We start from the raw sequence: 12,295 nt of genomic DNA on the forward strand, positions 1-12,295 counted from the left end.
ATGCCCGAGCCGGTGAAGGTCCGCATCGTCGGCGTCGGCATGGGCCCGCAGCACGTCACCGCCGAGGTCGCCGAGGCGCTCCGGTCCGCGGACTACGTGCTGGCGGCCGAGAAGGCCGACGGTGACCCGCTGCTGGCGTTGCGGCGCGAGATCGTGCTCGCGCATCCGGGTGCCGACGGACCGGTCGAGGTCGTCGCCGTCCCTGATCCCGAGCGTGACCGCTCTGCGGGGCTCACCACCGGCGGATACGAGTCCGCCGTGACCGACTGGCACGATGCCAGGGCCGCGCGCTACGCCGCGGTGCTGGCGCAGCGCGGCGGCACCGCCGCGTTCCTGGTGTGGGGTGATCCGTCGCTGTACGACTCGACCATCCGGATCGTCGAGAAGGTGCGCGCCCTGGGCGTGGCGCTGGAGTACGACGTGCTGCCCGGCATCAGCGCACCGCAGTTGCTCGCCGCCCGGCATCGCATGGTGCTGCACGACGTCGGCCGACCGGTGCATCTGACCACCGGGCGCCGGCTGCAGGAGGCGGTCGGCGCCGGGCTCGACAATATCCTGGCGATGCTGAATCCACCGCCGGAGCGACTCGACTTCACCGGGCTGGCCGACTGGACGATCTGGTGGGGAGCCAACCTCGGTGCGGTTGGTGAGCGCCTGGTGGCCGGCCGTGTGGGCGACGTGCTGCCCGCCATCGCTGAGGCCCGGGCCGCCGCGCAGGCGCAGGACGGCTGGGTGATGGATCTGTTCCTGGTGCGGAAGACCTGATGGCAGGCCTGTTGGTGGCGGGCACCACGAGTGATGCCGGCAAGACGGTGGTCACCACCGGCCTGTGCCGCGCACTGGTCCGTCGGGGCCTGAAGGTGGCGCCGTACAAGGCGCAGAACATGTCCAACAACTCCATGGTGTGTATCGGTCCCGACGGTGCGGGCGTGGAAATCGGGCGGGCGCAGTGGGTGCAGGCACACGCCGCCCGGGCGACCCCCGAGGCCGCGATGAACCCGGTGCTGCTCAAACCCGGCAGCGACCGGCGCAGCCACGTCGTGCTGATGGGGCAGCCCTGGGGTGAGGTGGCGTCGTCGGACTGGCTGCAGGGGCGGCGCGCACTGGCGGCCGCCGCGCACGCGGCCTACGACGACCTGGCTTCCCGCTACGACGTCGTGATCGCCGAGGGTGCCGGTAGTCCGACCGAGATCAACCTGCGCGCAGGCGATTACGTCAACCTAGGGCTTGCCCGACATGCCGGCCTGCCGACGGTGGTGGTGGGCGACATCGATCGGGGCGGGGTCTTCGCGGCGTTCCTCGGTACCGTCGCGCTGCTCTCACCCGAGGACCAGGCGCTGATCGCGGGATTCGTGGTCAACAAGTTCCGTGGTGACCTGGACCTGCTGGCGCCGGGTCTGCGGGATCTGGAGCGGGTCACCGGCAGACGGGTGTACGGCACGCTGCCCTGGCTTTCCGACATCTGGCTGGACTCCGAGGACGCCCTGGAACTGCAGGGGCGGCGCTCCCCGAGACCCGGCGCGCGCCGCGTCGCGGTGGTCAGACTGCCACGGATCAGCAACTTCACCGACGTCGACGCCCTCGGCCTCGAGCCCGACCTCGACGTCGTGTTCGCCTCCCATCCGGGCGCTGTCGCTGACGCCGATCTGGTGGTGTTGCCCGGCACCCGCTCGACGATCGCCGACCTGGCCTGGCTGCGGTCTCGCGGACTGGACCGCGCGGTGCTCGCCCACGCCGCCGCCGGCAGGCCGGTGCTGGGCATCTGCGGCGGCTTCCAGATGTTGGGCCGCACCGTGCGCGACCCAGCCGGCGTCGAAGGCGACACCGCCGAGGTCGAGGGGCTGGGTCTCCTCGATGTCGAGACGAATTTTGTTGCAGCAAAAGCTCTTCGGCTCCCCACCGGACACTGGGACGGGGTGCCCGCTTCCGGCTACGAGATTCACCATGGCCGGATCACCCGCGGTGTGGGCGTCGACGACTTCCTCGAGGGTGCGCGGGCCGGCCAGGTGTTCGGCACGATGTGGCACGGCGCGCTCGAAGGGGATGCGCTGCGGTCGCGGTTCCTGGCCGAGACGCTCGGGCTCGCCGCTTCCGAGGCCTCGTTTCCTCGTGCCCGGGAGCAGCGACTCGACCTGCTGGGTGACCTGGTCGAGGAGCATCTCGACATCGACGCCGTCGTGGATCTGGTCGGGGCCGGTTCCCCGTCCGGCCTGCCCTTCCTGCCACCGGGAGCGCCGTGACGAAGGTCCTGCTGCTCGGCGGCACGTCGGAGGCGCGAGCGCTCGCCGAGCTTCTCACCGCCGCCGGCATCAAGGTGACCACGTCGCTGGCCGGCAGGGTCGCCGATCCGCGACTGCCCGTCGGCGCTGTGCGGATCGGCGGCTTCGGCGGCGTCGACGGTATGCGGTCCGCGCTGACCGACTACGACGCCGTCGTCGACGCCACCCACCCGTTCGCACGCAACATCTCGGCCAACGCTGCCGCTGCGTGTGGCACCGCGAAACCCCTGCTGCGGCTGGAGCGCCCAGGTTGGCGGGACCGCGCGCAGCCGTCATGGCACTGGGTGGACTCCCACGAAGAGGCGGCCGCAGTCGCCGCACGGTTGGGGGATCGCCCCTTCCTGACCGTCGGGCGCCAGGAGATCAACCGGTTCGTCCCGGACCTCCGGGAGCACTCGGTCCTGGCGCGGGTGGTGGACGTCCCCGAGATACCGCTGCCTGCCACGTGGCGGCTGCTGACCAGTCGCGGGCCCTACCAGCTTCCCGGTGAGCTGGCGCTGATGCGCGACCACCACGCCGACGTGCTCATCACCAAGGATTCCGGCGGCGAGCACACCTGGCCGAAGATGGCAGCCGCCGAGCAGTTGCGCGTCCCGGTCGTCATCGTGGCCCGCCCACCCCGCCTGCCCGGGATCCGGGCGGTTCACGACGTCGACGAGGCGGTGGACTGGGTGCGCGGCCTCAATACCATGACCGGATGAGGATCCTGGTCACCGGCGGTGTGCGCTCCGGCAAGTCGCGACACGCCGAAGGGCTGCTGAGCGACGCGGCCGCGGTGACCTACGTCGCGCCCGGCCGGCCTGCCGACGGCGCCGATCCCGACTGGGACGCGCGGGTGGCGCGCCATCGCGCCGACCGCCCGGCGCACTGGACGACGGTGGAGACCGGGCAGGTCGCCGACGCAGTGGCCGGGGCCGACGGTGCGGTGCTCGTCGACTGCCTCGGCACCTGGCTGGTGGCTCTGATGGACGTCGGGGAACTCTGGGACGCGACCACCGAAGAGGCGCACACCGCGGTCGCCGCGCAGATCGGCCCGCTCTGCGACGCACTGGCCGCCTCACCCCGGGCGGTTGTGGTGACCAACGAGGTCGGCCTGGGTGTGGTGCCGGCGCATCGCTCGGGGGTGCTGTTCCGCGACCTGCTCGGCATCCTCAACCAACGGGTCGCCGCGGTCTGCGACGAAGTGCACCTGGTGATCGCCGGGCGGGTACTGAAGCTCTGAGGCTCAGCGGGGTCGGTAGCGCTCGTCGTGCAACACGGTGCCCAGCGAGGACCGTCGCCGCCAGCCGTGACGCTCGAGGTCCGGCACATCGGGGAGCTCGCCGACACGGCCGACACAGAGCCACGCGACCGGACGGACGTGCGCGGGCATGCCGACCAGTTCACGGAGGAACTCCTCGTGGTAGAACGACACCCAGCCGACCCCGAGACCCTCGACTGTTGCTGCCAGCCAAAGGTTTTGGATCGCACAGATCACCGAGTAGAGGCCGGCGTCGGGGATGGTGTGCCGGCCGAGCACCTGTGGCCCGCCGCGCGTCGGGTCGTATCCGACGACGATCCCGAGACCGGATTCGCAGATGCCCTCGATCTTGACCCGGGAGAACGTGTCGGCCCGCTCGCCGGTCAGCGCCGAGGCGAACACGTCGCGTTCGCGGGCCACGTGGTCGCGGAACGCCTGCAGCGTCTGCGGTGAGCGCACCAGCACGAAGTCCCACGGTTGTGACATGCCGACCGACGGCGCGGCGTGTGCGGCCAGAAGTATGCGTTCGAGCACGTCGGGGGCGATCGACTCGCCGGTGAACTCGGCCCGGGTGTCGCGGCGGCGGTTGATCACGTCGTACAGCGCGTCGCCCGACAGGCCCGCGGTCATCGCAGCCCCTCTGCGCGGTTGGCCGAACGGTCCCGCGCCGGGTCGTAGAGGTGGCTCTCCCCGGCATCGGGGTCGGGCTCACCGGCCAGCGCCCGCCCGACCAGGATCACTGCGGCCTGGCGCAACCCGGCCGCCTCGACCGCATCGGCGATGTCGGCCACGGTGCCGCGGAGCACCTGCTCACGGGGTTGGGAAGCCCGGTAGACCACGACCACCGGGCAGTCCGTTCCGTACTCGGGTGCCAGCTCGGCCATCAGTTCCCGGGTCCGGGTGATCGCCAGATGCAGAACCAGGGTCGCGCGGGTCGCGGCGAACGCCTTCAGCGCCTCGGTCTCGGGCATCGCGGTCGACCGCTGCTGGGTGCGGGTCAGCACCACTGACTGGGCGACCAGCGGGACGGTCAGCTCCCGGCCGACGCGTGCCGCGGCCGCGGCGTAGGCCGGCACCCCCGGCGTCACCGCCCACGGCACCCCGGCCGCATCGAGTCGGCGGATCTGCTCGGACACCGCGGAGTACACCGACGGATCCCCGGAGACCAGGCGAACGACCGTGCGTCCTTCCCGGTGTCCGTCGATGAGGTGCGCCACGATGGCGTCGAGGTCGAGATCGCTGGTGTCGACGAGTTCGGCGCCGGGCGAACAATTCGCGAGTACGCCGGCGTCGAGGTAAGTGCCGGGGTAGAGGACGATCTGGGCCTCGCCGAGCAGCCGGGCCGCACGCAGGGTCAGCAGATCCGCGGCACCCGGGCCGGCGCCGACGAACTGCACCGCATTGTCGTCGTCCATCGGTCGGCAGTCTAGGTGAGCGCTTCGGCGCCAACTGGTGCCGAACGTACGGGTTGTGACGGATCAAGGCGGATTCGCGTCAGAAACCGTACTTTCGTGGGGGGCGAGGCTACTGCGGCAGTCCGCCTTCGAGGATCTCCAGCGCCTCGAGGAGGGCAGTGCCCGACATCGGCGCGTCGTCCGCGGCGGCCATCATCACCCCGACCATCGCGCCGGCGGTGACGCGCATCCGAGAGTCGTCCTCGGCGTAGCCCAGTCGTTTGGCGCATGCCTCGGTGAGCAGCCGGATGGTGTGGATGTACTCGTCGTACAACGCGCCCTTGGCCTCGGGCAGCGTGTACATCAGGCGCTGCCGGGCGATCGCGTAGTCGTACTCCTCCCCGGCCATCGTCCGGAAAACCTCGCTCACCGCGTGGCGGTACGCCGCAATCGGGGACATCTCCGCGGGGGCGGCAAGGAACGCCTGGATGATCGGGTCGGTGAACTCATCGGAGATCAGCACCGTCTCTTTGGACGGGAAGTACCGGAAGAATGTCCGGGGTGAGACGTCGGCGGCCTCGGCGATCTGGTCGACCGTGGTCTCTGCGTACCCGTTCAGTTGGAAGAGGCGGAACGCTTCACGTCGCACGGTGTCGCGGGTGCGCGTCTTCTTGCGCTCCCGCAGACCGGGTTCGTCGCTGGCGTCCACGCGTCGATTGTGGCAGCAATCGGTCAGTGGCGCGGTGGCCCTGTGGTCCCGCGGACTATCAGCTTCGGTTCCAGCACCACGTCGGTGGCGGGGCCCGGCCCATCGATGAGCATCTGGATCGCCAACTCGACCGCGTTGCGGGCGATCTCGGGTGCGTCCTGATGGATGGTCGTCAGGTCGATACGTGGGTTGTCCGACAGCCGGCTGTCGTCGTACCCGATCAGTGACACCTGGCCCGGTATGTCGACACCTGCGCGGGTGAAGACGTCGAGGATGCCCAGTGCGCACCGGTCATTGCCGGCCAGCACCGCGGTGGGCAGCACCGGTGCCGCGAGCATCATCCGGGCCGCCGCGGCCCCGGCGTCCTCGTTGTGGGCGCCCGGGATGACGGTGATCTCGTCGTCGAGTCCGTGGGCCCGCATCGCCGCCAGGTAGGCGGCCGACCGGTCCGCTGAACCGGGGTCGGTTGCGCCGTCGACATGATGGATCGTGCGGTGCCCGGACTCCACCAGGTAGTCGACGGCCTGCCGGACGCCCTTGGCGTCGTCGGTGCGGACGGTGGCCAGGCACGAGTCGGTCCGCAGCTGCGGCAACCGCCGGCAGGCGACCACGACGGGTGCCCGCTCGGCCAGCTCGTAGAAGAACTCCGGTGGTGAGCTGGTGCCCAGCAGGATGAGCCCGCCGCACCGATGGCTGAGCAGCGAGTCGATGACGGTGCTCTCGTCGCGGTCGGGCAGTTTGGCCGACAGCAGCACGTCATAGCCCAACCGTTCGGCGGCCGGGTAGATGTGGGTGACCAGTTCGGAATCGAACAGCTGCCGGACATCGGTCATGACTCCCAGCGTGCGACTGCGGCCCTGCGCCAACAGTCGCGCCGCCGAATCCGGTTGGTAGCCGATCTCTTCGGCGATCGCGAGCACCCGCTGCCGGGTCTCCTCGCTGGCCCCCGGCTTGCCGTCGAGGATGAACGACACCAGTGTGCGCGACACCCCGGCACGCTCGGCGACCTGGGCCATCGTCGGACGACGCCGGCGCGGTGTGTTCACGGTGGCAGAACCTTCCGGGAGTGACGGTTGACACATTCCAGGGGACGGGTTCATAGTAGACCTCACGCGCGTTACTAACGCGCGTTAGTCGGAGAAAAGAGGTCCGCTGATGTCCGTGCAAGAGGCTGCCGCCCCACCGGGCCGGTTCCTGACCAAGCTGACGGTCATCGCCACCCTCGGCGGGCTGTTGTTCGGCTACGACACCGGTGTGATCTCCGGCGCACTGCTGTACATGAAGGACGACCTCGCGCTGTCGCCGTTCGGCGAGGCCACGGTGGTCAGCTCTTTGCTGTTCCCGGGCGCGGCCTTCGGTGCGCTCTTCGGCGGCCGGGTGGCCGACCGGATCGGACGCAAACGCACCCTGCTGGTCTGTGCCGGTCTGTTCCTGGTCGGTGCGATCGGCTGCGCGCTCGCCCCGAACGTCCAGATCATGGTCGCCGCCCGGATCATCCTCGGCCTCGGGGTGGGCGCCGCCGCGGTGACGTGCCCGCTGTACCTGGCGGAGATGGCCCCGGCCGACCGGCGTGGGCGCATGGTCACCATCAACGAGCTGATGATCGTCACCGGCCAGATGCTCGCCTTCGCCACCAATGCCCTGCTCGACCGTTTGATCCAGGATCCGCATGTGTGGCGGACCATGCTCGGCGTGGCGGCGATCCCCGCCGTGGCGCTGCTGATCGGAATGCTGGTCCTTCCGGACTCGCCGCGGTGGTACGCGGTGCAGAGCAGGCTGCCGGAGGCACGAAAAGTGTTGTCCCTGAGCAGAACGCCACGCGACGCAGAGATCGAGTACGCCGTCATCGTCGAGCACACCAACCACATGCTCAAGGCGAAAGCCACACCGTTCTCGGTGATCCGCGACGTCCCGTGGATCCGGCGGATCGTCATCATCGGGTGCGGGCTGGCCATCGTGCAGCAGGCCACCGGGATCAACACCGTCAACTACTACGCACCCACCATTCTCGAACAGAGCGGCCTGGGCGTCAGCGCCTCGCTGGTGGCCACCATCGCTGTCGGCGTGACCTCGGTGATCACCACGATCATCGGCATCATCCTGTTGGGCTACATCGGCCGGCGCACGATGCTGCTCATCGGATTCGCCGGTGTCGCCGCGTCTCAGGCCGCGCTGGCAGCGACGTTCCTGCTGTCCGCGTCGACCACCCGCAGCTACGTGATCCTCGCGTGCATGGTGGTGTTCGTCGGCTTCGTGCAGATGTTCATCGGAACCTGCGTCTGGCTGCTGTTATCGGAGATCTTCCCGCTGTCGGTGCGCGGCTTCGCGATGGGCATCGCGGTCTTCGTGCTGTGGTGCACCAACGCGGTCATCTCGTTCGTGTTCCCACTGCTGAACAACTCGTTGGGTTCCACCGGAACCTTCGCGTTGTTCGTGCTCGTCAACATCGGGTCGTTCGTCTTCGTGCGGCGGCTCGTCCCCGAGACCAAGGGCACCTCCCTCGAACAGCTCGAAGAACGCCTGGAAGCCGACGGGACCTCTCCACTGAATGAAAGGACCTCTGTATGAGTACGATTCGTGTTGGCTCCGCCCCCGACTCCTGGGGCGTGTGGTTCCCAGACGACCCGCAGCAGACGCCATACACCCGCTTCCTCGACGAGGTCGCCGCATCGGGATACGAATGGATCGAACTCGGCCCGTACGGCTACCTTCCGACCGACCCCGACAAGCTCGCCGACGAGCTCACCGCGCGCGGACTGAAGCTGTCGGCAGGCACGGTGTTCGAGCATCTGCACCAGAACGATTCCTGGTCGGCGGTGTGGAAGCAGATCGAGGACGTCGCGAAGCTCACCGCCGCAGTCGGCGGCAAGCACGTCGTCGTCATCCCCGAGATGTGGCGCGACCCCGCCACCGGTGAGGTGCTCGAGGACCGCAACCTCACCGAGGAGCAGTGGCTCAAGAAGACCGGCGGAATGAACGACCTCGGCAAGGCGATGTTCGAAACCTACGGTGTACACGCGCAATACCACCCGCACGCCGACTCGCACGTGGACACCGAGGACAACGTCTACCGCTTCCTCGACGGCACCGACAGTCGCTACGTCAACCTGTGCCTGGACACCGGACACATCTCGTACTGCGGCGGAGACAACATCGCGATCATCCGGCGCGCCCCCGAGCGCATCGGCTATCTGCACCTCAAGCAGGTCGATCCCGAGGTCCGGGCGAAGGTCGAGGCCCAGGACCTTCCGTTCGGCCAAGCCGTCAAGCTGGGCGCGATGATCGAACCGCCACTGGGCATTCCGGAGATGCCGCCGCTGCTGGCCGAGATCGAGAAGCTGGGGATCGACGTGTTCGCGATCGTGGAGCAGGACATGTACCCGTGCGAGGTCGACGCACCGCTGCCCATTGCCCAGCGCACCCGCAAGTATCTGGGGTCCTGCGGGATCCCGTCCATCCGCTTCAACTGATTTTCGAGGAGTAAGAGCATGACTGAGCTGCGTGTGGCAGTGCTGGGTGTCGGGCTGATCGGTGCCCAGCACGTCGACCGGATCGAGCGCAGGATCAAGGGCGCCAGGCTTGCGGTCGTCAACGATTACGTCACGGAGAAGGCCGAGCAGGTGGCGGCGGGCATCGTGGGTTGCCGGGCGGTGTCGGATCCGCTGGACGCGATCGCCGATCCTGACGTCGATGCGGTGGTGCTGGCGACCCCCGGTCCCACGCACGAAAAGCAGTTGCTTGCCTGCCTGGAACACGGCAAACCGGTGCTGTGCGAAAAACCGCTGACCACCGACGTGGCGACCGCTCTCGAGCTGGTCAAGCGGGAAGCGGAGCTGGGCCGCAAGCTGATCCAGGTCGGCTTCATGCGCAGGTTCGACGACGAGTACGCCGCGTTGCGCGCGATGATCGCGGCCGGCGAGCTCGGCGAGCCTCTGGTGATGCACTGCGCGCACCGAAACCCCGCGGTCCCGCAAGGGTTCAACAGCGAGATGGTGGTGCGTGATTCGCTGGTGCACGAGATCGACGTCGCCCGCTTCATGTTCGGTGAGGAGATCACCTCCATCCAGATGGTCAAGCCGGCGCCGAACCCCGCGGCGCCTGGCGGGCTCGCCGATCCGCAGATCGCGATCCTGCGCACCGGCACCGGCAAGCACGTCGACGTCGAACTGTTTGTCACCACCGGCATCGCCTACGAGGTGCGCACCGAGGTGGTCGGTGAGAAGGGCAGCGCGACGATCGGTTTGGACGTCAACCTGGTCCGCAAGTCCGTTCCGGGAGCCTGGGGTGGCGCCATCACCCCGAGCTTCAAGGAACGATTCGGTCGCGCATTCGACACCGAGATCCAGCGCTGGGTGGACGCGGTGCGCCGCGGACCCGGAACCGGCGTATACGTCGACGGGCCGGGCGCCTGGGACGGCTACGCCGCCGCCGCGGTCTGTGAAGCCGGCGTCGAATCGTTGAACACCGGACTACCCGTGGCGGTCACCCTTGCCGACCGCGACTCCATCAAGGGGGCATGACATGAAGATCGCTTTGGATCCGACGCCGTTTCATCATGATTTCGGGTTGTTGGACCTTCCGCGGGTGGTCGCCGATCTGGGCTTCGACCATCTGCAGTTGACGCCGCACCGCGATTTCATCCCGTTCTTCAACCATCCGCGCGCGGATGACGACCTGGTGGCCAAGTTCCGCAAGGCGTGTGCTGATGCCGGGGTCGGGATCGCGTCGGTGTTGCCGGTGCTGCGCTGGTCGGGTCCCGACGAGGACGCCCGCGAGGCTGCGGTGCGCAACTGGAAGCGCGTTGTCCAGATCACGGTGGATCTCGGGGTGAACGTGATCAACACCGAGTTCTCCGGTCGCCCGGAGCGTGCCGAGGAGTCCGAGCGGGCGTTCTTCCGGTCGATGGAGGAGTTGGTGCCGATCTTCGAACGCGAAGGCATCGACGTGCGGATCGACCCGCACCCTGATGACTTCGTCGAAGACGGTATGGAGGCACTGCGGATCATCCGTGGGGTGAACTCTCCCAACATCGGCATGGTCTTCGTCGCGTGCCACGCTTTCCACATGGGCGGCTCGATGGCCGACATCATCGCGGCGGCGGGGGAGAAGCTGCGGTTGGTGCATGTGGCCGACACGATGGATCACCACCGCAGCCACGGGTTGCGCTACATCACCAATCCGCCGGGTAATCCGGTGCGGGTGCATCAGCATCTCAAGATCGGTGACGGCGACATCGACTGGGACGAGTTCTTCTCCGCGCTGGCCGGGATCGGCTTCTACGACCGCGACGACACCGTGATGGTCTCGAGTGTGTTCGCCGAAGACGAAGCCGCTCAGGATGTGTCGCGCTACCAGCTGGCGACCATGACCGACTACGTCACCAAATACCGCTGACCCTCCGCCGGAACGGTATTCCAGCAGGCGCCCACTCGGCATTTTCCTGCTGGAACGCAGTTCCGGCGGGAGGCGTCGCGGAACTACAGTTGTCGAAATAGAGACCAGACGAAAGCCCAACCCGGCCGAGCGGCGCCGTCAGCTGTGCGACGCCGCCATCGCGCTGCTGGCCGAGGACGGCGCTCGCGGCCTGAGCCACCTCAAGGTGGACCGTCGCGCGGGTGTTGCTGACGGCACCACCTCCTTCTACTACCGCACCCGCTCGGCGCTGCTGCAGGGCGTCGCGGACCAGATCGTCGGCTACGACGTCGAGGCATTTGCCGAGGCGTTCGCAGACGAACCGACCGACGGGGGCGACGCCATCCTGTCGATGCTGGCCGGGCAGATGTTGCGGATCCGGGAAGAGCCGAATCTGTCACGGACCCGCGCTCGTCTGCAGTTGACGATGCTGTCCAAGCGCGACGCGGACCTGGCGGCCGGGTTCCAAGAGGTTTTCGAGAGTTACCGGTCGCTGGCCGAGCGTCTTGTCGTCGCGGTCCAACCCGGCCGGGCACCGCTCGATGGCCGGCTGGTGGCCGAGCAGGCTTCGGTGCTGCTGACATTTCTCAGCGGGATGGTGTTCGGGTTCGCCAACGGAGCGACCGAACCGGCGAGTGGCGAGCACATCGCGCGGCAGATCCGCGCAGTCATCCTCGGGGTGGCCGTCGAGTGCGGCTGACGGGCAGCGCACAGGATCCGGGACAGCGAATAAGGTCACCCTAACTTAGGTCTGCTTACTTGGTGGCCGGAAGGGGTGACGCGAGCGTTGCCGCAGCACCGTATGCTGGCCCACGCCGCCGAGTTGTATGCCTGGCTGCAGCAGGGCGCCCACCTCTACGTCTGCGGCGACGCCGACCGGATGGCCCGCGACGTCCACTGCGCGCTGCACGAAGTCGTTGCCTTGGCAGCGGGATTGGACGACGACGGTGCCCACGCATACATCAACGACCTGATCGCGCAGCGGCGTTACCTATGCGACGTGTACTGAGCCGCTACACCCGCGGAGGGGGAGGCGGGGGAGGCGGCAGCGGCATGCACAGCCCGTTGACCGGGCTGAGGTACTTGCCTGGTAGACAGAACGGCGCGCACCCGTAGATCACGCCGGTCTCCCCGGGCGGGCACTGCGCGATCGAGGACACCGGGGCAGGCCGGATCGCGGCCGCCAGCGGCAACGCGATGGCTGCGGCGGCGACGGCGCTCGCGACCGCATAACGCGTAATCGGTTGTCTCACTTTGTCCT

At 68.4% G+C, this 12,295-nt stretch carries 15 protein-coding genes; 10 read left to right on the forward strand and 5 right to left on the reverse strand.

The features are described from left to right. From cobF to G6N53_RS06820, 4 genes are read left to right on the forward strand one after another with little or no spacing between them, the layout of a single operon-like run. On the forward strand, window positions 1-765 hold the full coding sequence (gene cobF / locus G6N53_RS06805; protein ID WP_163887790.1) for a precorrin-6A synthase (deacetylating): 765 nt from the start codon (window positions 1-3) through the stop codon (window positions 763-765). After that, window positions 765-2,240: a cobyric acid synthase gene (locus tag G6N53_RS06810; protein WP_163887791.1), complete on the forward strand. Its 1,476-nt coding sequence runs from the start codon at window positions 765-767 to the stop codon at window positions 2,238-2,240. Before cobF ends, G6N53_RS06810 begins: the two co-directional genes overlap by 1 nt. Continuing rightward, entirely contained in the window at window positions 2,237-2,980 is a 744-nt protein-coding gene (locus tag G6N53_RS06815; protein ID WP_163887792.1) for a cobalt-precorrin-6A reductase, read from the forward strand. The genes G6N53_RS06810 and G6N53_RS06815 overlap by 4 nt, the downstream gene beginning before the upstream one ends. Continuing rightward, a complete protein-coding gene (locus G6N53_RS06820) occupies window positions 2,977-3,501 on the forward strand; it encodes a bifunctional adenosylcobinamide kinase/adenosylcobinamide-phosphate guanylyltransferase (protein WP_163887793.1) in 525 nt (174 codons plus the stop codon). Before G6N53_RS06815 ends, G6N53_RS06820 begins: the two co-directional genes overlap by 4 nt. Window positions 3,502-3,504: 3 nt before the next feature. Here the strand turns inward: G6N53_RS06820 and bluB are convergent, their stop codons facing one another. From bluB to G6N53_RS06840, 4 genes are all read right to left on the reverse strand, one after another. After that, window positions 3,505-4,149, reverse strand: coding sequence for a 5,6-dimethylbenzimidazole synthase (gene bluB, locus G6N53_RS06825; RefSeq protein ID WP_205390319.1), 645 nt, complete (start codon window positions 4,147-4,149; stop codon window positions 3,505-3,507). Then, window positions 4,146-4,934: a cobalt-precorrin-4/precorrin-4 C(11)-methyltransferase gene (locus tag G6N53_RS06830; RefSeq protein WP_163887794.1), complete on the reverse strand. Its 789-nt coding sequence runs from the start codon at window positions 4,932-4,934 to the stop codon at window positions 4,146-4,148. Before G6N53_RS06830 ends, bluB begins: the two co-directional genes overlap by 4 nt. A gap of 109 nt (window positions 4,935-5,043) precedes the next feature. Then, window positions 5,044-5,622 carry a TetR family transcriptional regulator gene (locus tag G6N53_RS06835; protein ID WP_163887795.1) on the reverse strand — a complete coding sequence of 193 codons (579 nt, stop codon included), beginning with the start codon at window positions 5,620-5,622 and terminating at the stop codon, window positions 5,044-5,046. Between the two features lie 23 nt (window positions 5,623-5,645). Next, on the reverse strand, window positions 5,646-6,668 hold the full coding sequence (locus tag G6N53_RS06840; RefSeq protein WP_308206909.1) for a LacI family DNA-binding transcriptional regulator: 1,023 nt from the start codon (window positions 6,666-6,668) through the stop codon (window positions 5,646-5,648). A gap of 109 nt (window positions 6,669-6,777) precedes the next feature. Here G6N53_RS06840 and G6N53_RS06845 point away from each other — a divergent pair, with 109 nt between their 5' ends. From G6N53_RS06845 to G6N53_RS06870, 6 genes are all read left to right on the forward strand, one after another. Further along, window positions 6,778-8,190, forward strand: coding sequence for a sugar porter family MFS transporter (locus G6N53_RS06845; protein ID WP_163887796.1), 1,413 nt, complete (start codon window positions 6,778-6,780; stop codon window positions 8,188-8,190). Continuing rightward, window positions 8,187-9,092: a sugar phosphate isomerase/epimerase family protein gene (locus G6N53_RS06850; protein WP_163887797.1), complete on the forward strand. Its 906-nt coding sequence runs from the start codon at window positions 8,187-8,189 to the stop codon at window positions 9,090-9,092. The genes G6N53_RS06845 and G6N53_RS06850 overlap by 4 nt, the downstream gene beginning before the upstream one ends. Before the next feature lie 18 nt (window positions 9,093-9,110). Further along, the gene (locus G6N53_RS06855) at window positions 9,111-10,142 is read left to right on the forward strand and encodes a Gfo/Idh/MocA family protein (RefSeq protein WP_163887798.1); all 1,032 of its coding nucleotides are present in this window, start codon (window positions 9,111-9,113) and stop codon (window positions 10,140-10,142) included. Between the two features lies 1 nt (window position 10,143). Then, window positions 10,144-11,016 carry a sugar phosphate isomerase/epimerase family protein gene (locus G6N53_RS06860; protein ID WP_163887799.1) on the forward strand — a complete coding sequence of 291 codons (873 nt, stop codon included), beginning with the start codon at window positions 10,144-10,146 and terminating at the stop codon, window positions 11,014-11,016. Between the two features lie 205 nt (window positions 11,017-11,221). Further along, window positions 11,222-11,734: a TetR/AcrR family transcriptional regulator gene (locus G6N53_RS06865; protein WP_237166441.1), complete on the forward strand. Its 513-nt coding sequence runs from the start codon at window positions 11,222-11,224 to the stop codon at window positions 11,732-11,734. Between the two features lie 87 nt (window positions 11,735-11,821). Further along, the gene (locus G6N53_RS06870; protein WP_237166442.1) at window positions 11,822-12,043 is read left to right on the forward strand and encodes an oxidoreductase; all 222 of its coding nucleotides are present in this window, start codon (window positions 11,822-11,824) and stop codon (window positions 12,041-12,043) included. 4 nt (window positions 12,044-12,047) lie between these two features. Here the strand turns inward: G6N53_RS06870 and G6N53_RS06875 are convergent, their stop codons facing one another. Then, window positions 12,048-12,287 carry a hypothetical protein gene (locus G6N53_RS06875; protein ID WP_163887800.1) on the reverse strand — a complete coding sequence of 80 codons (240 nt, stop codon included), beginning with the start codon at window positions 12,285-12,287 and terminating at the stop codon, window positions 12,048-12,050. Window positions 12,288-12,295: the final 8 nt, after the last annotated feature.

Source organism: Mycolicibacterium hippocampi (genome assembly GCF_010723735.1).
Lineage (GTDB): Bacteria > Actinomycetota > Actinomycetes > Mycobacteriales > Mycobacteriaceae > Mycobacterium > Mycobacterium hippocampi.

Coding starts and splice junctions, on each gene's coding strand:
- cobF (WP_163887790.1), top strand. CDS start 1: ATGCCCGAGCCGGTGAAGGTCCGCATCGTCGGCGTCGGCATGGGCCCG.
- bluB (WP_205390319.1), bottom strand. CDS start 4,149: ATGACCGCGGGCCTGTCGGGCGACGCGCTGTACGACGTGATCAACCGC.
- G6N53_RS06855 (WP_163887798.1), top strand. CDS start 9,111: ATGACTGAGCTGCGTGTGGCAGTGCTGGGTGTCGGGCTGATCGGTGCC.
- G6N53_RS06850 (WP_163887797.1), top strand. CDS start 8,187: ATGAGTACGATTCGTGTTGGCTCCGCCCCCGACTCCTGGGGCGTGTGG.
- G6N53_RS06860 (WP_163887799.1), top strand. CDS start 10,144: ATGAAGATCGCTTTGGATCCGACGCCGTTTCATCATGATTTCGGGTTG.
- G6N53_RS06830 (WP_163887794.1), bottom strand. CDS start 4,934: ATGGACGACGACAATGCGGTGCAGTTCGTCGGCGCCGGCCCGGGTGCC.
- G6N53_RS06845 (WP_163887796.1), top strand. CDS start 6,778: ATGTCCGTGCAAGAGGCTGCCGCCCCACCGGGCCGGTTCCTGACCAAG.
- G6N53_RS06820 (WP_163887793.1), top strand. CDS start 2,977: ATGAGGATCCTGGTCACCGGCGGTGTGCGCTCCGGCAAGTCGCGACAC.
- G6N53_RS06810 (WP_163887791.1), top strand. CDS start 765: ATGGCAGGCCTGTTGGTGGCGGGCACCACGAGTGATGCCGGCAAGACG.